Source organism: Sphingomonas sp. GW821-FHT02B09 (assembly GCF_059421875.1).
The window spans coordinates 1,545,513-1,565,007 of record NZ_JBWKVV010000001.1 but is presented as its reverse complement, the minus strand read 5'-3'; the positions used below and the strand labels follow the sequence as shown (position 1 = coordinate 1,565,007).

The window sequence follows — 19,495 nt, the reverse complement described above, 5'->3', positions numbered from 1 at the left end:
AGAGAGAAAAGAGAAGGAGAGAGGAGGAAGAGGAAGAGGGGGAGAAGAGAAAGAAGCGGGACCCCGGCTCGAGGCCGGGGTGACGGGGATATTGCGACGGCGCGGTCACAGTCCGAGATACCCGCGCAGGTGGTGGACGCCGCCGAGGAAGGCGGCGGTGGCGTCGACCGCGACGGTGACGCCGCCGCGCGCCTCGATCGCGACCTTGTAGAGGTCGGCGAGGGCGCCCTCGGCGAGCAGATGCACGGTGCGGCCGTCGATCGCGCGCGCGCCGACGTCCGACCCGATCAGCACGCCGCTGGCATAAGCGGCGGCTTCGTCGGGCGCGCGGTGGCCGAGCAGGACGCTGGCGCGCACCTCGAACAAGGCGGTGCCGAGGTCGGTCGCGCCGGCGCCGCGCGCGATGCCGGCGCGGAAGGCGGGGCCGTCGGTGACGACGCCGTCGAGCATGCCGGCGAGAATGCCATGGCCCTTGAGCAGCGCGAACAGCTCACCGGTCATCACCGTTGCGACGTCGACGATCCGCGCGGCTTCGGTGACGATCCATTTGTTGTGCGTGCCGGGCTGACAGAACACGGCATCGGCGGGGGCGAGGCCGGCGGCGATCGCACCGAGCACCTGCAATTCCTCGCCGCGCATCACGTCGGCGCGGGTGTCGGTGAGCAAAGAGACGCCGGGGACGATGGTCAGCCCGGCCGCATCGATGCGCAGCGCCGCGCCGGCGAGCGCAGGGAGATCGGCCGGGGCGGGGACGTAGGGCGCTTCGTGCCAGCCGCGGGTCGAGCCGATCATCCCCGCGGCGATCACCGGCAGGTCGCCGAGCCGCTCGCGCAGCGCGGCGAGTGCGGGGGGATAGTCCGCCGCCGCCATCGCCAGCACGCCGCGATCGTCGCGCAGATGATCGCCGATGCTGCCGTCCGCCGCGATCCGATAGGCGCGGCGGTTGGTCGTCCCCCAGTCGACGGCGATGATCGCGCCGTCGCGGGGCGGTGTTCCGCTGGTCACGGGTGGGACGTCCTCAGGCTACGGTCTGGTCGCCGAGGTCGGCCGTCGGCTTCGATCCCCACAAGGCGTAGGCGAGCACGATGATCTCGCACGCCATGGTCAGGAAGAACGAATTCTGCAGGCCGTAGCGGTCGGCGAGCCAGCCCTGCACGACGACGAGCGCGCCGCCGGCGATCGCCATGATCATCAGCCCCGAGCCTTCTTCGGTGAGCGGGCCAAGGCCGCGGATCGCCAGCGTGAAGATCGTCGGGAACATGATCGAATGGAACAGGCCGACCGCGATCAGCGACCACATCGCCACCGGCCCGGTGGTGAAGGTGGCGATGGCGACGACGATCAGCGCGCCGAAGGCGAAGACGCTGAGCACGCGTTCCGGCGCGATCTTCTGCATGATGAAGCTGCCGGCGAAGCGGCCGACCATCATCCCGCCCCACAGCAGCGACAGATAACGCGACGCCTGTTCGTGCGTCGTCGCGGCGATCTGCGGCTGCGAGACGAAATTGACGAACAGGTTGGCGACGCCGATCTCGGCGAGGAGATAGGCGATCATCGTCGGGATGCCGAGCACCAGGTTGCGATGCTTCCACAGCGAATGCTGGTGGCGGTCGGCCTTGGCGGCGCGCTGCGTCGCGCCGCCCAGCGCGGGCAGCGGGAAGCGGGCGATGACCACCGCGAGCACGACCAGCACGATCGCGACGAGGACGTAGGGCAGGATGACCGACTGGGCGTCGGCATAACGCTGCGCCTGGCTGATCGTCGCGCCGGCCTCGGCGGTGCCGCTGCGGCTGCGGCCGAGGATCAGATAGCCGGCGAACAGTGGCGCGAGCGTCGTGCCGAGCGAATTGAACGCCTGTACCAGATTGAGACGCGACGAGCCCGTCTCGGGCGGCCCGATGACGGTGACGTACGGATTCGCCGCGACCTGCAGCAGCGTGATGCCGCTGGCGATGACGAACAGCATGACGAGCGTCACGCCATAGGAGGGCAGGCTGGCGGCGAGCGTCATGCCGAGCGCGCCGGCGGCCATGATCAGCAGGCCGATGACGATCGCGCGCTGATAGCCGACCCGCTCGATCAGCTTGGCCGACGGAATCGAGGCGAAGAAGTATGCGATGAACCAGACCGATTCGATCAGCGTCGTCTGCGTGTAATCCAGCTCGAACACCGAGCGCAGATGCGGCAGCAGCACGCCGTTGATGACGGTGATGAAGCCCCACATGAAGAAGAGGCTCGCCAACAGGCTCAACGCCTTACGGTATGATCCGCCCCCGCCTGAAGCGGCGGGTGCCGCGCCGTTCGTCGTTACCCCAATCGGTCCTGCCATAATCTCGTCCTCTCCGCCTGTCGCGCTGCTCGGCTGCCTTGCGCGCCGGGTATTTGTCAGACTATATAGCCCCGACACGCCGGGTCAATGCCGGGGATGCATCCAAGGAGGGGGCAATGAAGCTTCGAAAGGCACTCATCATCGCAGGCGTCGGGTTCATGGCGATGATCGCCGCGCAGGCGGACGCCGCGACCGCGCGACGCGACTCGGCCGGCACGCTCGCCGACGGCACCGCGGTGGAGGCGGTGACGCTGTCGGCGGCGAACGGCGTCTCGGCGCGGGTGCTGACCTATGGCGCGACGTTGCAGGCCTTCTCCGGCCCGGACCGCAACGGCAAGGTCGCCGACGTACTGCTCGGCTATGACGACGCCAAGGATTATGCCGAACATCCCAATTATTTCGGCGTGACGGTCGGCCGCTTCGCCAATCGCATCGGCGGCGGCAAGTTCACGCTGGACGGCAAGAGCTACCAGCTGCCGCTCAACGACAAGGTCAATTCGCTGCACGGCGGCAAGGTCGGCTTTGACAAGCAGCCGTGGCGCATCGTCGCGGTCAAGGACGGCTCGGTGACGATGGCGCTGACCAGCCCCGACGGCGACCAGGGCTATCCCGGCAAGCTCGACGTGACGATCACCTACACGCTGAGCGACGACGGTGCGCTGACGATCGCCTTCGGCGCGAAGACCGACAAGCCGACGGTGGTCAACATGACCAACCACGCGATCTTCAACCTCGCCGGCGAGGGATCGCCGATGGGGGCGCTCGGCCACAAGCTGACGATTCCGGCGAAGGCGATCACCCCCGTCGACGCCAATCTGGTGCCGACCGGCGAGCTGCGCCCGGTCGCGGGCACGGTGTTCGACTTCCGCAACGGCCGCATCCTCGCCGACGGCGTGCGCGACGGCCGCGATCCGCAGATCGTCATGGGCCACGGCTACGATCACAATTTCGCGCTCGACAAGGGCGTGACGGCGACGCCTGGCCTCGCCGCGCGGCTGGAAGACCCCGCCTCTGGGCGCGTGCTCGAAGTGTCGAGCACCGAACCGGGCGTGCAGATGTACACCGGCAACTTCCTCGACGGCAGCTATATCGGCAAGAGCCGCCACGTCTATCGCATGGGCGACGGCGTCGCGCTGGAGCCGCAGAAGTTTCCCGATGCGCCCAACAAACCCAATTTCGCCTCGGCCCGGGTCGATCCCGGCAAGCCGTATCGTCACGTCATGATCTACAAACTCTCGGTGGCCAAATAAGATGACGCAATTGCGCAGCCGCGCCTGGTTCAACAATCCGGCGAATATCGACATGACCGCGCTCTATCTGGAGCGCTATCTCAACTTCGGCCTGAGCCTCGAGGAACTGCAATCGGGCAAGCCGATCATCGGCATCGCGCAGACCGGCAGCGACCTGTCGCCCTGCAACCGCCATCACCTGGTGCTCGCCGAGCGCGTGCGCGAGGGCGTGCGCGAGATGGGCGGCATCGTCCTCGAATTCCCCGTCCATCCGATCCAGGAGACGGGCAAGCGGCCGACCGCGGGGCTTGACCGCAACCTCGCCTATCTCGGCCTCGTCGAGACGCTGTACGGCTATCCGCTCGACGGCGTCGTGCTGACGATCGGCTGCGACAAGACGACGCCGGCCTGCCTGATGGCGGCGGCGACGGTCAACATCCCGGCGATCGCGCTGTCGGTGGGGCCGATGCTCAACGGCTGGCACAAGGGCGAGCGCACCGGCTCGGGCACGATCGTGTGGAAGGCGCGCCAGTTGCTCGCCGCGGGCGAGATCGACGATGCCGAATTCATCCGCCTCGTCGCCTCGTCGGCGCCGTCGACGGGCTATTGCAACACGATGGGCACCGCGACGACGATGAACAGCCTCGCCGAGGCGCTCGGCATGTCGCTGCCCGGTTCGGCGGCGATTCCCGCGCCGTATCGCGACCGGCAGGAGGTGTCGTACCTCACCGGCAAGCGCATCGTCGAGATGGTGCACGAGGATCTCAAGCCCTCCGACGTGCTGACCAAGGAGGCGTTCCACAATGCGATCCGCGTTAATTCGGCGATCGGCGGCTCGACCAACGCGCCGATCCATCTCGCCGCGATCGCTCGCCATATCGGCGTCGACCTGCCGATCAAGGATTGGGAGACCGAGGGGCACAAGGTGCCGCTGCTGGTCAATCTGCAGCCGGCGGGCGAATATCTCGGCGAGGATTATTATCGCGCCGGCGGCGTCCCCGCGGTGGTCAACCAGCTCATCGAACAGGGGCTGATCCACGAGGGTGCGCTGACCGTCAACGGCAAGACGATGGGCGAGAATTGCCGCGGCGTCGAAATCGAGGACGAGAAGGTGATCCGTCCTTTCGACCAGCCGTTGGTCGAGGATGCGGGCTTCATCGTGCTGTCGGGCAATCTGTTCGACGCGGCGGTGATGAAGACCAGCGTGATCTCGCCCGAGTTCCGCGGCCGCTATCTGTCCAACCCCGGCGATCTCAACGCCTTCGAGGGGCCGGCGGTCGTGTTCGACGGGCCGGAGGATTATCATCACCGGATCGACGATCCAGCGACCGGGATCACGCCCGAGACGTTGCTGTTCATGCGCGGCGCGGGGCCGATCGGCTATCCGGGCGCGGCGGAGGTCGTCAACATGCGGCCGCCAGCGTATCTGATCACCGAGGGCGTGCATGCGCTGCCGTGCATCGGCGACGGCCGCCAGTCGGGGACGAGCGGTTCGCCGTCGATCCTCAACGCCTCGCCCGAGGCGGCGGCGATGGGTGGCCTCGCGCTGCTCAAGACTGGCGACCGGGTGCGCGTCGACCTCAACACCGGGACGGCGAACGTGCTGATCTCCGAGGCCGAGCTGATGGAGCGCCGTGCCGCGCTCGAGGCGGCGGGCGGCTATGCCTATCCCGCGTCGCAGACGCCGTGGCAGGAGATCCAGCGCGCGGTCGTCGGCCAGATGAACACCGGTGCGATTCTGGAGGGCGCCGAAAAGTATCAGCGCATCGCGCAGACGATGGGCCTGCCGCGCGACAACCATTGATGCGGGTGGGGGCGGGTGGCCGGTGCGGCGCCGCCGCCCCCCTCGTCATCCCGGCGGACGCCGGGACCCATGATGCGGCTTGGTTGGTGGCGGCGCGCTGCCGCTTGTTCATCGTGTCCATGGGTCCCGGCCTGCGCCGGGATGACGAAAAGGGTTGGGCGTGGCTTTTGTGTCGCCCTCACGCCCTCACGCGCGCAGCAGCCGTTCCGTGTCCTCATGCGCTTGTTGCAGCAGGACGATCGTCGCGTCGCGCGCCGCGGCGGGGTCGCGGGCGGCGATCGCGTCGAACAGCCGGCGGTGCTGCGGCATCGAATCGCGCGGGCGGCGGCGGTCGCGGAACTTGAAGATCGTCGTCCAGCGCACCGCCGAGCCGATGCTGCCCGAGAGGCTGACGAGCAATTCGTTCTCCGTCGCCTCGAGGATCGCATTGTGGAAGGTCTGGTCGGCGGCCTGACCATCGGGCGTGTCGAGGCCGTGCGTCGCCATCCGGGTCAGCGCCGCGTCCATGCGGGCGAGCTGGTCGGCGGTGCGGAAGGTCGCCGCCATCTCGGCGGCGGCGGGCTCGACGATCATGCGTAGCTGGAACAGGCTGCGCACGAAGGTGGCGGGCGGCTCGCCCTCGAACATCCAGGCGAGCACGTCGGGGTCGAGCAGGTTCCACAAGGCGCGCTCGCGCACCCGCGTGCCCGACTTCGGCCGGCTCTCGACCAGCCCCTTGGCCGAGAGCATGCGCAGCGATTCACGCACGACGCTGCGCGAGACGCCGCGCTGGCCGGCGATGTCGATCTCGCCGGGGATGACGCTGCCGGGCGGGTGCTGGCCGGTGACGATGGCGATGCCGAGATCGCGCGCGATCACCGTATGCGCGGGCTCGCGCCGTTCACCCTTGGCCATCCACTCTCCCCTTGTTGTCAGACAAACCTAGGCGGGGTGCCTGCCGTTGGGAAGCCTTGGCGCGTCGCGGCATCCGGGCTAGCGGAGCGGCCATGGCCGTTACCGACATCGCGACGCGCACCTGGGATCACAATTGGCGGCTCGACCCGATCGTCCGCAGCCTGCTCGATACCGATTTCTACAAATTGCTGATGCTGCAGATGATCCGTCACCTGCACGGCGACGTCGACGCCACCTTCCGGCTCATCAACCGCACCACGACGGTGCGACTCGCCGACGTGATCGACGAGGGCGAATTGCGTGCGCAGCTCGATCATGCGCGCAGCGTGCGCTTCGCCAAGAAGGAGCTGATCTGGCTGGCGGGCAACAGCTTCTACGGCAAGCAGCGGATGTTCGCGCCCGACTTCATCCAGTGGCTGGGCGAATTCCAGCTGCCGCCCTACGAGCTGCACCGTGTCGACGGGCAGTTCGAGCTGACCTTCGACGGGCCGTGGACGCATACGACGATGTGGGAGATTCCGGCGCTCGCGATCGTCAACGAGCTGCGCGCGCGGGCGGCGCTGCGCGACAAGGGGCGGTTCGCGCTCGACGTGCTCTATGCGCGCGCCAAGGCGAAATTGTGGGACAAGGTGGAGCGGCTGCGCGCTTTGCCCGATCTGGTGATCTCCGATTTCGGGACGCGGCGGCGGCATGGCTTCCTGTGGCAACGCTGGTGCGTCGAGGCGCTCAAGGAAGGGTTGGGCAGCCGCTTCATCGGCTCGTCCAACGTGCTGCTAGCGATGGACAACGATCTGGAGGCGATCGGCACCAATGCGCACGAGCTGCCGATGGTGCTCGCCGCGCTCGCCGACGACGATGCCGGGGTGGCGCGCGCGCCCTATCGCGTGCTGGAGGAATGGCAGGCGCATTACGACGGCAACCTGCGCGTCGTGCTGCCCGATGCGTTCGGGACGGCGGCATTCCTGCGCGATGCACCCGACTGGGTGGCGGGCTGGACCGGCTTCCGTCCGGACAGCGCGCCGCCGGTCGAGGCGGGCGAGCAGATCATGGCGTGGTGGCAGGCGCACGGGCAGGACCCGCGCGAGAAGCTGCTGATCTTCTCCGACGGGATGGACGTCGATTCGATCGAGCGGGTCTATCGGCATTTCCATGGCCGGGTGCGGATGAGCTTCGGCTGGGGGACGAACCTGACCAACGATTTCCGCGGCTGCGATCCCGATGGCGCGGCGGGGCTCGAGCCGATCTCGCTGGTCGCCAAGGTGACCCGGGCGGACGGCCGGCCGGCGGTGAAGCTCTCCGACAACCCCGCCAAGGCGACCGGCGAACCGGCGGAGATCGCGCGCTATCTGCGGATCTTCGGGACGGACGGGCGGCAGGAGAGTGTGGTCAGCGTGTGAGGGGGACCCTTTCGTCATCCCGGCGGACGCCGGGACTCATGTGCGGACAGATTTGACTCGCGCGAAGACGCGAAGGTGTCGCGCCCGCTGCACCGTCGGCGCTTCCCATTATGTCATCGCAATCATGGGGCCACGCCGCCCCAAGCGCGGCATCTTCGCGTCTTCGCGCGAACCAATTGTGCCTCGACCCGCCGCCGCCTCGTCGGCTTGAGGGGGCTTGTTTCCCGAGGATGGGCATCCGGCGGCGGTGCGTACCGGCAGCGACATTGCAACCATGGGTCCCGGCTTCCGCCGGGATGACGAATGGGGAGGGATGACGAACGGAGTCGGGACGGATCGGCGTCGGATGCGTTGAGGCGGCATGATCGACATCCTCTCGCTTTCGCCGCTGCCCGCCACGCTGGCCCCCTCGCTGACCGAGCATTACGCCGTCCATGTCGGGCTCGACGCCGCGCCGCTCGATCGTATCCGCGGATTGGTCGGGGGTGGGGCGATGCGGCTCGATGCGGGCGTGCTGGCGCGGCTCCCCAAGCTCGAGTTCGTCACGGTGCATGGCGTCGGCCATGACGGGGTCGACAAGGCGGCGCTCGCGGCGCGCGGTATCACGCTCGCGATCACCGCCGGCACGCTGACCGAAGACGTCGCCGATCTCGCGATCGGGCTGTGGCTCGCGGTCGAGCGGCGGATCGCGGTCAACGATCGCGCAATGCGGGGCGGCGGCTGGGACGTGCCGCTGGCGCGGCGCGCGTCGGGGCGGCGGATCGGCGTGTTCGGGCTCGGCGCGATCGGGCGGGCGATCGCGGCGCGGGCGGCGCCCTTCGCAGCCGAGCTGCTCTATACCGCACGCAGCGAAAAGGACGTGCCGTGGCGGTTCGTCCCCGATCTGCGCGCACTGGCGGCGGCGAGCGACGTGTTGTTCCTCGCCGCTGCCGCCGGACCGGAGACCGATGGCGCGGTCGATGCGGGCGTGCTGGCGGCGCTCGGGCCGCAGGGCGTATTGGTCAATGTCGCGCGGGGCTCGCTGGTCGATCAGGCGGCGTTGATCGCGGCGCTCGACGCGGGCGGGATCGCCGGCGCGGGGCTCGACGTGTTCGCCGACGAGCCCGCGGTGCCGGCGGCGCTGCACCGGGATACGGTCGTGCTGTCGCCGCATCAGGGATCGGCGACGCACGAGGCGCGCGCGGCGATGGCGGCGATGGTCGTCGCCAATCTCGACGCGCATTTCGCCGGCCGGGAGCCGCCCGGGCTGGTGCGCTGATTTGGCGTGGCTTGCCGGTCGCGCTACAGGCTCGCCGATGCAAGCTGTGATCCTCAGCGCGGGCATCGGCTCGCGGTTGCTGCCGCTGACGCGCGAAATCCCCAAATGCCTCGTCGAGGTCGGCGGGCGCAGCATCCTCGACCATCAATTGGAGGCGCTGCACGCGGCGGGCGTCGCGCGGGCGGTGATCGTCGGTGGCTATCGCTATCGCCAGATCGGCGCGCATCTGAGCCGCGCGGCGCCGCCGCTGCCGGTGCGGCTGCTGTTCAATCCCTTCTGGTCGGTGGCGAGCAGCATCGGCAGCGTCTGGATGGCGCGCGACCTGCTCGGCGATCCATTCGTGCTGATGAACGGCGACACGGTGTTCGCGGCCGACCTGATCGCCGCCGCGGTCGAGGCGCCGGGCGACGGCGTCGGCCTGCTGGTCGAGCCGCTGCGCGCGGCGGTGACCGACGACATGCTCGTCACCGTCGCCAACCGGCAGGTCTGCGCGGTCGCCAAGGATCTGCCGCTCGACGTCGCGACGCATCGTTCGCTCGGCGTGATCGTGTCGCAGGGCGGCGACGCCTATGCGCAGGCGCTGGAGTGGGTGATCGCGCGGCCTGAAGGGCTCCACGCCTTCCATCATGCGGTGATCGCCGAGCTGGCGACCTATGCGCCGGTGCGCGCGATCGTCGCGGGCGAGGGCGCGTGGCAGGAGATCGACCAGCCCGAGGATATCGCCGCCTGGACCGGCCAGCAAAGGTGAGGACCGACGTCGCCTTCCTGTTCCTCGGCGAGACGTTGCTGATTCCGCATCTCTATCCGGTGCTGGAGACGTTGGTGGAGCGGACGCCCGCGCTGCGCATCGACGTGTGGGTGGCGACGTCGATGCACGAGGCACTAGTCGCCGGCTGGCTGGGGGCGCGGCCGGGGGTGCGCATCCGGCGCGCGCCGGGCTGGCGCGATCTCGGCGTCTGGGAGGCGGGGCGCAATCCGCCGCTGCCCGCCAAGCTGCCGCTGCTCGCGCGGCTCGCGCCGTTGCTGTGGCGGACCCGGGTGGTGGTGTCGGCGGAACAGACCAGCCTGTGGATCCCGGCGCTGCTGCCGACGCGCAGCCGGTATGTGAACATCCTCCACGGCGCCGGATCGATGATGAACCGCGACGACCGGCGCCGGAAGGCGGCGACGCTGACCATCGTCGCCGCGGAGCGCGAGCGCGCGGCGCTGGCGGCGCACGGGGTCGATCCCGCCGCGGTCGCGGTGACCGGCTATATCAAGGCGGGGTTCCGGCAGCGCAGCCGAGCCGACCTGCGGTTTGCGCAGGCGCGGCCGGTGCTGCTGTACGCGCCGCACTGGCAGCGGCATCGCTCGTCGTGGTGGGACTGGGGCGCGGCGGCGGTGGCGCGGATCGTCGCGTCGGGGCGCTACAATCTGATCTTCGCGCCGCACCAGCGGCTGGTCGAGAAAGCGCCGGAAGTGCGCGCCTTCGCCGGAACGTTAGCGGGGCGGGGGGACGTGCATGTCGATCTCGACAGCTTCGCGATGGTCGATGGTAGCTATACCGCGGCGGCGGACGTCTATCTGGGCGATACATCGAGTCAGGTGGTCGAGTTCCTGATGCGGCCGCGGCCGTGCGTGTTCCTCGATCCGCGCGGCGTCGATTGGGCGGGCGATGCCAGCTACGACATGTGGCGAGCGGGGGAGGTGGTGACCGACCCCGACGCGCTGCTGCCGGCGCTGGAGCGGGCAGTGGCGGAGCATCCGCGGTACGTCGAGGCACAGCGCCGGTTCGCGGCGGAGTCGCTGGGGGATGTGACTGGGGTTGCGCCTGCGCGGGCGGCGGAGGCGGTGCTGGCGGTGTTGCGGGGGTAATCGCGACGACACGAACGGCCGCCTTGCGGTGCGGACACAAAAAAGCCCGCGGTTTCCCGCGGGCTCTTGCGTTCAGGCCGGGCAGGGCGGTGTGACCCGCTCCGTCCGAAACCGATCAGTCGACCGGCTGAAGGTTGACGGCCGAGGTCTTGCCCCGACGGTCCTGCTCCAGGTCGTAGCTGATGCGCTGGTTCTGGTTCAGCGTCGCCATGCCGGCGCGCTCCACCGCCGTGATGTGGACGAACGCATCCGCGCCGCCCGTATCGGGTGCGACGAAGCCATAGCCCTTGTCGGCGTTGAAGAACTTTACGGTGCCGGTGATGCTGCTCATGGCAGATCCTTTCTTCTTGCGGCACGACGGTACGATTACCGACGCGCCAAATCGCGTACGAAGCAGGGAAGGAAGGAAGAGGGAGCCGCAAAGCACGCCGTAGACCGTCGATGTGCGACTCTAGCATCGGCTATATGGGGCATGCGGCGTCATTCGGCAAGGGGCGGAGCGCGGGTGACGTACGAAGGCTTGCGCCGCAGCGCAGCAAGGTCCATTTAGAGACCATCGGGCTGCCCCATCCTGCGCATGGCCCGACTGAGAGATGATATGCGCTCCCGCTGCCTATGGGAGATCCGCATGTCGCGTGCCATCAACGTCAACGCCGCCAAGCCCGATGTCGAGGCCCTGTGCCGCAAGCACAAGGTGACGATCAGCGCGATCGAGACGCTCGCCTCGGGCGGGACGCGCGTCGTGCTGACCAACGCCGATGGCGCCGCGACGATGAACCGCGTGTTCGGGCGCAAGGTGCTGTCCGGCACGGTGGAGCGCACGCCGCTGCGCCTGCGCACGGCATAGGATCGCAAGGGGCGGCATCAGCCGCCCCGGTCAGCAAGCGCTCGGCGAAGGTCCGCGACCCGGTCCGTCAGCGCAGTGCTCCTGCGAACGCAGGAGCCCAGAGCCAAGCAAGACAAAGTCTTATGGCGTTCGGGACTCCTGGACTCCTGCTTTCGCAGGAGCACTGGGTGACTGTCGCAGACGACCCGTCATCCGGTGGCGAGGTCGCCCAGTCGCCGTCCCTTGCCGACGACGCCGCGATGACGACCCGCGCGTGCCGCTTACTTTCCCCCGGCCACCCGCCAGATCGTATTGCCGACGTCGTCCGCGACCAGCAGCGCGCCGGTGCGGTCACCGATCACGCCGACCGGACGACCCCGCGCCTTGCCGTCGGCGTTGAGAAAGCCGCTCAGCACGTCGATCGGTTTGGCGCCGTCCGCGGGGAAGCCGCGCGCCGCGAACGGCACGAACACGACCTTGTAGCCTGATACCGGCTTGCGGTTCCACGACCCGTGCTCGCCGATGAACGCGCCCTGCGCGAAGCGGTCGCCGAGCTTGACGTCGCCCGCGAAGGTCAGGCCGAGCGCCGCGACGTGCGGCCCCAGCGCATAATCGGGACGCTTGGAATATTGCTGCAGATCGGGGCGCGCCGGCTCGACGCGGGTGTCGGGATAGCCGCCCCAATAGAACCACGGCCAGCCGAACTGGTCGCCGAGCTCGACCTGCGTCAGATAATCGGGCGCAAGATCGGAGCCGAGCATGTCGCGCTCGTTGACCACCGTCCAGAGCTGTTTGTTGAACGGGCTGATTGCCATGCCCTGCGGGTTGCGCAGGCCCGAGGCATAGACGCGGAAGGTCTTCTGTTCGGGATAGACTTCGAGGATGTTCGCGCGATATTTCTCCGCGTCGAGCCCGTTCTCGGCGATGTTCGACGATGAACCGACGCCGACGAACAACGTGCGGCCGTCGGGCGCGGCGACCAGCGTGCGCGCCCAATGGTTGCCGCCGCCGTTGAGCTTGACCACCAGTTCCGGTTTGGCGGCGATCTGCGTCGCGCCCTCGGTATAGGGGACGCGCACCACCGAATCGGTGTTGGCGACGTAGAGCTGGCCGCCGAGCAGCGCCATGCCGGTCGGCGAATTGAGCCCGGTCATGAAGACGTGGCGCTGTTCGGCGACGCCGTCGCCGTCCGCGTCGCGCAACAGGGTGATGCGGTTGGCCGAGGGGACGCCGGCGCCCGCCTTGCCGAGCAGCAGGCCCATGACCCAGCCCTGAATGCCCCCGCCCTTGCGCGGCGGACTGTTCGTCTCGGCGACGAGTACGTCACCGTTGGGCAGGCGATACAGCCAGCGCGGGTGATCGAGGTTCTTCGCGAACGCCTTGACGGTCAGGCCGGCGGCGGGGGTGGGGGTCTCGCTGCCCTGCCAGCCGACGACATCGGCGACCTTGACGGTGGGCAGCGTCTGTTCGCGCGGCGCGGCGATCTGCGGCCGCTTGCCGGTGACGCGGTCGAACGGCACCTGCGCGGTATCGGGCCAGGCGAGATAGACGACCACCGCGATGGCGATCACGACAAGGAGCGCGGCGACGCGCAGGACGTGCTTCAGCATGACGCCACGATAGGGGTGCAGCCGCGCGCGCGGAAGGGGAAAGGTGGGGGGCGTTCAGAAGGGTTGTCCGATCCCCACCCATTCCGTGATCCCGGACGTATCGGAACCCCGGCAAGACTTTTACGAGTGCTCCTGCGAAAGCAGGAGCCCAGGAGTCGCGAACGCCATAAGACGTTGTTCTACTTGGCTCTGGGCTCTTGCGTTCGCAGGAGCACTGCGGTGAGTCTCGATCAAGTCGTGCTCCCGCTTGCGCGGGAGCACGTCCGGATCAGCCCGGCAGCAGGTCGTAGCGGTCGGCGTTCATCACCTTGGTCCAGGCCTGGACGAAGTGCTTTACGAACATCGCCTGCGCGTCCGACGCGGCATAGACTTCGGCGAGCGCGCGCAGCTGCGAGTTGGAGCCGAACACCAGATCGGTGCGCGACGCGGTCCACTTCTGCTCGTGCGTCGCCCGGTCGGTGCCGAGGAATTCCTCGTCGCTTTCGTCGCTGATCTGCTTCCACGCCGTGCCCATGTCGAGCAGATTGACGAAGAAGTCGTTGGTCAGCTGCCCCGGCCGGTCGGTGAACACGCCATGCTGCTTCGCCTTGGCGTGGTTGGCGCCCAGCATGCGCAGGCCGCCGACCAGCACCGTCATCTCCGGCGCCGACAGACCGAGCAACTGCGCCCGGTCGACCATCAGCTCCTCGGTCGGAACGTTGAACTTGACCTGCAGATAGTTGCGGAAGCCGTCGGCGCGCGGTTCGAGCACGTCGAAGCCCTCGGCATCGGTCCGCTCGGCCGAGGCGTCGGTGCGACCGGGGGTGAAGGGCACCGCGATCGTATGGCCGGCCGCCTTGGCCGCCGTCTCGATCCCGACCGAGCCGCCGAGCACGATCAGGTCGGCAAGCGACACCGTCTTCGCGCCCTTGCCGTCGAAGTCCGCCTTGATCCCCTCATAGACCGACAGGACCCGGGCGAGCTGCTCGGGCTGGTTGACCTCCCAGTCCTTCTGCGGGGCAAGGCGGATGCGCGCACCGTTGGCACCACCGCGATGGTCCGAGCCGCGCCACGTCGAGGCCGAGGCCCAGGCGGTGGTGACCAGTTCCTCGATCGACAGGCCCGAATCGGCGATCGCCGTCTTCAGCGCGGCGACGTCGCCGTCGTCGATCTGCGGATAGTCGGCAAGCGGGATCGGGTCCTGCCAGATCAGCTCTTCCTGCGGCACTTCCGGGCCGATCAGGCGAATCTTCGGCCCCATGTCGCGATGCGTCAGCTTGTACCACGCCCGCGCCCAGGCGTCGGCGAAATAGGCCGGGTCGGCGCGGAACTTCTGGCAGATCGCATTATACGCGGGGTCGACCTTGAGCGCCATGTCGGCGGTGGTCATCATCGTCGGCACGCGCTTGCCCACGGTGTGCGCCGCCGGGGCGAGCGTTTCGTCGGGATTGCCGACCGGCTGCCACTGATGCGCCCCCGCCGGGCTCTTCACTAGTTCATATTCGTGGTCGAAGAGCATGTCGAAATAGCTCATGTCCCACGTCGTCGGCGTCGGCGTCCACGCGCCCTCAATGCCCGAGGTGATGGTATGGTCGCCCATGCCGCTCTCGTGCGTCGAGGTCCAGCCGAGGCCCTGCGAGGCGATATCCGCGCCCTCGGGTTCGACACCGACCAGCTTGGCGTCGCCGGCGCCATGCGCCTTGCCGAAGGTATGGCCGCCGGCGGTCAGCGCGACGGTTTCCTCGTCGTTCATCCCCATGCGCGCGAAGGTTTCCTTCATGTCGCGCGCCGAGCCCTGCGGATGCGGGCAGCCGCCCGGGCCTTCGGGGTTCACGTAGATGAGGCCGTGCTGGATCGCGGCGAGCGGGCTTTCGAGCGCGAGGCCGGCTTCCTCGTCGATACGGGTCTGGCCGAGCCATTCCTCCTCGGTGCCCCAATAGACGTCCTTCTCGGGCTCGAACACGTCCTCGCGGCCGCCGGAAAAGCCGAAGGTCGGGCCACCCATCGATTCGATCGCGACGTTGCCGGCGAGGATGAACAGGTCGGCCCAGCTCAGCTGGCGGCCGTATTTCTGCTTGATCGGCCACAGCAGGCGACGCGCCTTGTCGAGATTGCCGTTGTCCGGCCAGGAGTTGAGCGGCGCGAACCGCTGCTGCCCGGCGGACGAGCCGCCGCGGCCGTCGCCGGTGCGATAGGTGCCGGCGCTGTGCCATGCCATGCGGATGAAGAACGGGCCGTAATGACCGTAATCGGCCGGCCACCACGGCTGGCTGTCGGTCATCAGCGCGGTCAGGTCGGCCTTGAGCTGGTCATAGTCGAGGCTGAGGAATTCCGAACGATAGTCGAAGTCGTCGCCCATCGGATTGCCGCTGACGCCCTTCTGGTGGAGGATGTCGATCGACAGCGATTCGGGCCACCAATCCTTGGCGGTGCGACCGAGCAGGCGGCGCTTGGCGGCGGCCTGCTTCCTGGGGTCGTTGATCGGGCTGCCTTCGGTGATGGCGTCCATGTTCGTCTCTCCTCGATCGGGCCTGTCTGGCGTCACGCGCACATTCCTGTGCCGCGCCGGTATGTTGCTATTGCTACCGGAGCGGGACAGATCGGGAAAACGCGAATTCGCGAAGGCGGTGATCGAAAGAGGCGATCAGTATCGGTCGCATCGCGGCGGAAAGTGTCGCCTCACTTCGCGGCTTGCGTGCGTTTCGCGACGATGCGGCTGTGGGTGGCTTCGGCGGCGGCCTGAACGAAGGCGGCTTCGGAATCGGTCGTGCCGTTTCTGGCATAGGTGGCCGCGAGATCGCCGACGCGGGCGTTTTCGCGGCGGAGATCGCGGGCGTCGGCCCCGGAGAGCTGTCCGGACCTGCGCCCGGCGCGGATGTCGTCCTGGTTCTTGGCGACCTGATAGGCGGCCGCGGCGGGCGGGGTCGCGCGGATCGTCGTCCACGCCTGTGCCAGCGCCGGGGTGGGAAGGAGCGCGGCGAGACATATGAGGGCGGTCCGACCCGCCTTCACCCCATCGACGGCGCGTCGCGTCGGAAGGGTGAGGGCGGGGCGGATCGTCCGCGGACCGTTCGACAAGGGCTGCATGCACACCTCCTATCCGTTCGCCTGCAATCATCGCCATCGCGGCTGAACGGGGGCTGAGTGCGCTCAGTCCTCCTCGACCTCGCGTGTCACCGGCGGGTGCAGCCGCAGGCGGTGGATGCGTCGCTCGTCCGAATCGAGCACCTCGAGCTTCCAGCCGCTGGGATGATCGACGCATTCGCCGACGGTTGGCACATGCCCCGCCAGCACCGCAGCGAGCCCGCCCAGCGTATCGACGTCGTGATCGGTCTCGCCGAGACGCGGGTCGATCAGCGTCGCGGCGTCTTCCAGTTCGGCGCGCGCATCGGCATCCCAGGCGCCGCCGTCGATCGGCACGAGCAGCGCCTCGGGTGCCTCGTCATGCTCGTCCTCGATCTCGCCGACGATCTCCTCGATCAGGTCCTCGATCGTGACCAGCCCCTCGGTCCCCGAATATTCGTCGAGCACCACCGCGAGATGGACGTGGCTCGCGCGCATGTCGGCGAGCAGGTCGAGCGCGCCGCGCGACATCGGCACGTAGAGCGGCTCGCGGATCAGGCCGGAGATGTCGGCGGGATGCTCGGCGCCGGTGGCGAGGATCGCGAACACGTCCTTGATATGGACCATGCCGATGATCGTATCGAGCTCGCCGCGATAGACCGGCAGGCGGCTGTGGCCCGCCTCGGCGAAAATCTGGACGAGATGCGCGAAGGTGGTGCCTTCCTCGACCGCGACGATATCGGCGCGCGGCACGCCGACGTCGCCGGCGTCGCGCTCGCCGAAGTGGAGCAGGTTGCGCACCATCTGCCGCTCGAGCGGGGTCAGGTCGCCCTTGGCGTCGGGCGCGGGATCGTCCTCGTGCCGATCGATCGCCTCCTCGAGCTGTTCGCGGAGGGATTCTTCATGCGCACCGCCGAAGATCAACGTCTTCAGCCCGCGCCAGATGTTCGATTCGCTGGGGTCGCCGTCGCCGGCGCTACTTCGGTCGTCTGCCATGGCGGCCGTATCAGTCCTCTCGCACTAGATAAGGGTCCGAAATGCCAAGCGTGGCGAGCGCCTGACGCTCGATATCCTCCATCGCTTCGGCTTCCTCGTCCCCCATGTGATCATAGCCTAGCAGATGCAGCGTGCCGTGTACCAGCAGGTGCGTGGCATGTTCGGCGACGCTGACGCCCTTCTCGCGCGCCTCCGCCTCGCAGACGCCATGGGCCATGACGATGTCGCCGAGCAGCAGCTCGCCGTCGTCGCTGTTCTGGCTGACCGTGTCGATCAGGTCGGGCTGGACCATCGGGAAAGAGAGGACGTTGGTCGGCTTGTCCTTCTGGCGATATTGCGCGTTGAGCGTGCGCACCTCCTCGTCGCCGGTGAGGCGGACGCTGATCTCGACCGTCGCGGCGGTGGTGAGCAATTCGCCATAAGGCGTGAGCCCGATCGCGGCCCGGGTGGCGCGCGCGGCGAGCGCGTCCCAGTCGGTGTCGGCGGGCCAGGGCTCTTCGCGGGCGAGTTCGATCTGAATCATGCAAGGTCCGTCCTTGAGAAATCGTCGCCCTTGTAGAGCAGGCGGGCATCGTGCGTCTTCGCGCAGGCATAAGCGAAGCAATCGCCCATGTTGAGCCGGGCGGGGTGGCGGCCCTTGCCGTAGCGATCGTATGCTGCGGTCGCGATCATCGCCTCCGCGGCGCCGATCGATACGAGATGGATAGCGGCGCTCTGCCGAGCATCGCTGATGCGCCGACGAAGATGGTCAATCGTCTTCCTCGTCGTTCAGCGAATCGTAGAACGCCTTGTCGGCGACCTGGCCAGTGGGCTCACCCAAGGGGTGTGCCTGCCGCCACGCCTCCATACGCTCACCACCTTGGTTCGCTCCAGTTCAAGCTCTGGGTCCAGCCGGGCATCGTCGACTGCCGCCGTCTCGCTAATGCCCAGCAAGGCGCCGACTTCGCAAACCGGATCGGCCATATCGCTCTTCTCGGGATAGAGGGACGCCATAAGTGCTCCTGATATCCTCACAAAGCCACAGAGATATACATTCCGTTCAAGCGCCCGGCCCCTCATAGGCCTCGACGATCCGCCCCACGATCGGATGGCGGACAACGTCGGCGGCGGTGAAGCGGGTCATCGAAATGCCCTCGACGCCTTCGAGCCGCATCGTCGCATCCGCCAGCCCCGACGAACCGACACCGCCGGGCAGATCGGTCTGGTTGGGGTCGCCGCAGATCACCATCCGGCTGTTCTGGCCGAAACGGGTGAGGAACATCTTCATCTGCGCCGGCGTGGTGTTCTGCGCCTCGTCGAGGATGACGAAGGCGTCCGCCAGCGTGCGGCCGCGCATGAAGGCGATCGGGGCGATCTCGATCTCGCCGCTCGCGATGCGGCGCTCGACCTGCTCGGCGGGCAAGCAGTCGTGCAGCGCGTCGTAGAGCGGGCGCAGATACGGATCGACCTTCTCCTTCATGTCGCCGGGCAGGAAGCCGAGCTTCTCGCCCGCCTCGACCGCGGGGCGCGACAGGATGAGGCGCTGGACGCTGCCGGTGATGAGCTGCGACACCGCCTGCGCGACCGCGATATAGGTCTTGCCGGTGCCTGCCGGCCCGAGCGCGAAGATCATGTCGTTGGTCGACAGTTCGCGCATGTAATGCGCCTGCGCCGGGGTGCGCGGCACGATCGTCTTCTTGCGGGTGCGGATCATCACCGAGGGGATGGCGCCGCGTTCGGTGCTGACGATGCCGTCGAGCGTCGGTTCGGACGCCATCGCGATCGAGGCATCGACGAGGCCGGTGTCGATCTCCTCGCCGCGTTGCAGGCGGTGGTAGAGGTCCTGGAGCACGTCGCGGGCGAGCGCGACATGCTCGGCGCTGCCCTCCAGCCCGACGCGATTGCCGCGGGCGGTGATATAGACGCCGAGCCGGTTTTCGAGCGCAACGAGATTCTGGTCATATTGCCCGAAGAGCGTGGCGAGCAATTGCGGCTTGTCGAACAACACCTCAGCCCGGCTGCGTTCACCGGAGCGGGCGGGGACGGGCTTGCGACTCATGCGGTCCTTTCATGCCGTGATGGCATGAACGGAATGTGGGATGCGGGCGGGCGAAAGGGAAGCGGGAAAGGTCGATTTCACGCGAAGGCGCGAAGGCGCGAAGAAGGGTGGTTCGCGCAGAGACGCGGAGACGCGGAGATGTCGCGCGAAGATGCCGCGTCAGCGGCTTGCATTCTAGCCATTGGGGTCGAGATGCTTTGCGCCACGCGCAACACCTT

Annotated in this window: 18 protein-coding genes; 7 read left to right on the top strand and 11 right to left on the bottom strand. The window is 68.1% G+C overall.

Translation table 11 applies throughout. From position 1 onward, the window contains the following. Window positions 1-105: 105 nt before the first annotated feature. Window positions 106-1,005 (bottom strand): 2-dehydro-3-deoxygalactonokinase, encoded by a 900-nt coding sequence (locus tag AC07U4_RS07240; RefSeq protein WP_495194912.1) that lies wholly within the window; start codon window positions 1,003-1,005, stop codon window positions 106-108. A gap of 13 nt (window positions 1,006-1,018) precedes the next feature. Then, complete coding sequence (locus AC07U4_RS07235; RefSeq protein ID WP_038661556.1) at window positions 1,019-2,329, bottom strand: sugar MFS transporter; 1,311 nt, start codon at window positions 2,327-2,329, stop codon at window positions 1,019-1,021. Window positions 2,330-2,487: 158 nt separating this feature from the next. On the opposite strand from AC07U4_RS07235, the gene AC07U4_RS07230 reads away from it, so the two are divergent. Both AC07U4_RS07230 and AC07U4_RS07225 read left to right on the top strand, forming a co-directional pair. Then, window positions 2,488-3,579 carry an aldose epimerase family protein gene (locus AC07U4_RS07230; RefSeq protein ID WP_249340505.1) on the top strand — a complete coding sequence of 364 codons (1,092 nt, stop codon included), beginning with the start codon at window positions 2,488-2,490 and terminating at the stop codon, window positions 3,577-3,579. A 1-nt stretch (window position 3,580) separates the two neighbouring features. Further along, window positions 3,581-5,362, top strand: a complete 1,782-nt coding sequence (locus tag AC07U4_RS07225; protein WP_495194911.1) for an IlvD/Edd family dehydratase — start codon at window positions 3,581-3,583, stop codon at window positions 5,360-5,362. Between the two features lie 186 nt (window positions 5,363-5,548). Here the strand turns inward: AC07U4_RS07225 and AC07U4_RS07220 are convergent, their stop codons facing one another. Beyond that, a complete protein-coding gene (locus AC07U4_RS07220; protein ID WP_495194910.1) occupies window positions 5,549-6,256 on the bottom strand; it encodes a FadR/GntR family transcriptional regulator in 708 nt (235 codons plus the stop codon). Between the two features lie 92 nt (window positions 6,257-6,348). Here AC07U4_RS07220 and pncB point away from each other — a divergent pair, with 92 nt between their 5' ends. The 4 genes from pncB to AC07U4_RS07200 all read left to right on the top strand — a co-directional run bounded on the left by pncB (window position 6,349) and on the right by AC07U4_RS07200 (window position 10,765). Next, the gene (pncB, locus tag AC07U4_RS07215) at window positions 6,349-7,653 is read left to right on the top strand and encodes a nicotinate phosphoribosyltransferase (RefSeq protein ID WP_495194909.1); all 1,305 of its coding nucleotides are present in this window, start codon (window positions 6,349-6,351) and stop codon (window positions 7,651-7,653) included. A 361-nt stretch (window positions 7,654-8,014) separates the two neighbouring features. After that, entirely contained in the window at window positions 8,015-8,911 is an 897-nt protein-coding gene (locus AC07U4_RS07210) for an NAD(P)-dependent oxidoreductase (protein WP_495194908.1), read from the top strand. A gap of 37 nt (window positions 8,912-8,948) precedes the next feature. After that, window positions 8,949-9,659, top strand: a complete 711-nt coding sequence (locus tag AC07U4_RS07205) for a phosphocholine cytidylyltransferase family protein (RefSeq protein WP_495194907.1) — start codon at window positions 8,949-8,951, stop codon at window positions 9,657-9,659. Then, window positions 9,656-10,765: a CDP-glycerol glycerophosphotransferase family protein gene (locus tag AC07U4_RS07200; RefSeq protein WP_495194906.1), complete on the top strand. Its 1,110-nt coding sequence runs from the start codon at window positions 9,656-9,658 to the stop codon at window positions 10,763-10,765. Before AC07U4_RS07205 ends, AC07U4_RS07200 begins: the two co-directional genes overlap by 4 nt. Window positions 10,766-10,880: 115 nt before the next feature. Here AC07U4_RS07200 and AC07U4_RS07195 read toward each other — a convergent pair whose 3' ends face one another. Then, complete coding sequence (locus tag AC07U4_RS07195) at window positions 10,881-11,096, bottom strand: cold-shock protein (RefSeq protein ID WP_037534615.1); 216 nt, start codon at window positions 11,094-11,096, stop codon at window positions 10,881-10,883. Between the two features lie 297 nt (window positions 11,097-11,393). Between AC07U4_RS07195 and AC07U4_RS07190 the strand changes: the two genes are divergently transcribed. After that, window positions 11,394-11,612 carry a hypothetical protein gene (locus tag AC07U4_RS07190; RefSeq protein ID WP_038661534.1) on the top strand — a complete coding sequence of 73 codons (219 nt, stop codon included), beginning with the start codon at window positions 11,394-11,396 and terminating at the stop codon, window positions 11,610-11,612. Window positions 11,613-11,872: 260 nt separating this feature from the next. Here AC07U4_RS07190 and AC07U4_RS07185 read toward each other — a convergent pair whose 3' ends face one another. The 7 genes from AC07U4_RS07185 to AC07U4_RS07155 all read right to left on the bottom strand — a co-directional run bounded on the left by AC07U4_RS07185 (window position 11,873) and on the right by AC07U4_RS07155 (window position 19,277). Next, window positions 11,873-13,201 (bottom strand): PQQ-dependent sugar dehydrogenase, encoded by a 1,329-nt coding sequence (locus AC07U4_RS07185; protein ID WP_495194905.1) that lies wholly within the window; start codon window positions 13,199-13,201, stop codon window positions 11,873-11,875. A gap of 268 nt (window positions 13,202-13,469) precedes the next feature. Then, a complete protein-coding gene (gene katG / locus AC07U4_RS07180; protein WP_495194904.1) occupies window positions 13,470-15,689 on the bottom strand; it encodes a catalase/peroxidase HPI in 2,220 nt (739 codons plus the stop codon). A 170-nt stretch (window positions 15,690-15,859) separates the two neighbouring features. Then, window positions 15,860-16,267: a hypothetical protein gene (locus AC07U4_RS07175; protein WP_495194903.1), complete on the bottom strand. Its 408-nt coding sequence runs from the start codon at window positions 16,265-16,267 to the stop codon at window positions 15,860-15,862. A gap of 63 nt (window positions 16,268-16,330) precedes the next feature. Beyond that, window positions 16,331-17,239, bottom strand: coding sequence for a hemolysin family protein (locus tag AC07U4_RS07170; RefSeq protein ID WP_495194902.1), 909 nt, complete (start codon window positions 17,237-17,239; stop codon window positions 16,331-16,333). A 10-nt stretch (window positions 17,240-17,249) separates the two neighbouring features. Beyond that, window positions 17,250-17,762: an rRNA maturation RNase YbeY gene (gene ybeY / locus AC07U4_RS07165; protein WP_038661521.1), complete on the bottom strand. Its 513-nt coding sequence runs from the start codon at window positions 17,760-17,762 to the stop codon at window positions 17,250-17,252. Continuing rightward, window positions 17,759-17,944: a type II toxin-antitoxin system VapC family toxin gene (locus AC07U4_RS07160; RefSeq protein WP_495195027.1), complete on the bottom strand. Its 186-nt coding sequence runs from the start codon at window positions 17,942-17,944 to the stop codon at window positions 17,759-17,761. The genes ybeY and AC07U4_RS07160 overlap by 4 nt, the downstream gene beginning before the upstream one ends. Before the next feature lie 334 nt (window positions 17,945-18,278). Continuing rightward, the gene (locus AC07U4_RS07155) at window positions 18,279-19,277 is read right to left on the bottom strand and encodes a PhoH family protein (RefSeq protein WP_038661516.1); all 999 of its coding nucleotides are present in this window, start codon (window positions 19,275-19,277) and stop codon (window positions 18,279-18,281) included. Between the last annotated feature and the right edge of the window lie 218 nt (window positions 19,278-19,495).

What these genes read in the sequence shown, in the direction of transcription:
- AC07U4_RS07235 (WP_038661556.1), bottom strand. Translation starts at nt 2,329, where the DNA reads ATGGCAGGACCGATTGGGGTAACGACGAACGGCGCGGCACCCGCCGCT.
- AC07U4_RS07230 (WP_249340505.1), top strand. Translation starts at nt 2,488, where the DNA reads ATGGCGATGATCGCCGCGCAGGCGGACGCCGCGACCGCGCGACGCGAC.
- AC07U4_RS07225 (WP_495194911.1), top strand. Translation starts at nt 3,581, where the DNA reads ATGACGCAATTGCGCAGCCGCGCCTGGTTCAACAATCCGGCGAATATC.
- AC07U4_RS07220 (WP_495194910.1), bottom strand. Translation starts at nt 6,256, where the DNA reads ATGGCCAAGGGTGAACGGCGCGAGCCCGCGCATACGGTGATCGCGCGC.
- pncB (WP_495194909.1), top strand. Translation starts at nt 6,349, where the DNA reads ATGGCCGTTACCGACATCGCGACGCGCACCTGGGATCACAATTGGCGG.
- AC07U4_RS07210 (WP_495194908.1), top strand. Translation starts at nt 8,015, where the DNA reads ATGATCGACATCCTCTCGCTTTCGCCGCTGCCCGCCACGCTGGCCCCC.
- AC07U4_RS07205 (WP_495194907.1), top strand. Translation starts at nt 8,949, where the DNA reads ATGCAAGCTGTGATCCTCAGCGCGGGCATCGGCTCGCGGTTGCTGCCG.
- AC07U4_RS07195 (WP_037534615.1), bottom strand. Translation starts at nt 11,096, where the DNA reads ATGAGCAGCATCACCGGCACCGTAAAGTTCTTCAACGCCGACAAGGGC.
- AC07U4_RS07190 (WP_038661534.1), top strand. Translation starts at nt 11,394, where the DNA reads ATGTCGCGTGCCATCAACGTCAACGCCGCCAAGCCCGATGTCGAGGCC.
- AC07U4_RS07185 (WP_495194905.1), bottom strand. Translation starts at nt 13,201, where the DNA reads ATGCTGAAGCACGTCCTGCGCGTCGCCGCGCTCCTTGTCGTGATCGCC.
- katG (WP_495194904.1), bottom strand. Translation starts at nt 15,689, where the DNA reads ATGGACGCCATCACCGAAGGCAGCCCGATCAACGACCCCAGGAAGCAG.
- AC07U4_RS07175 (WP_495194903.1), bottom strand. Translation starts at nt 16,267, where the DNA reads ATGCAGCCCTTGTCGAACGGTCCGCGGACGATCCGCCCCGCCCTCACC.
- AC07U4_RS07170 (WP_495194902.1), bottom strand. Translation starts at nt 17,239, where the DNA reads ATGGCAGACGACCGAAGTAGCGCCGGCGACGGCGACCCCAGCGAATCG.
- ybeY (WP_038661521.1), bottom strand. Translation starts at nt 17,762, where the DNA reads ATGATTCAGATCGAACTCGCCCGCGAAGAGCCCTGGCCCGCCGACACC.
- AC07U4_RS07155 (WP_038661516.1), bottom strand. Translation starts at nt 19,277, where the DNA reads ATGAGTCGCAAGCCCGTCCCCGCCCGCTCCGGTGAACGCAGCCGGGCT.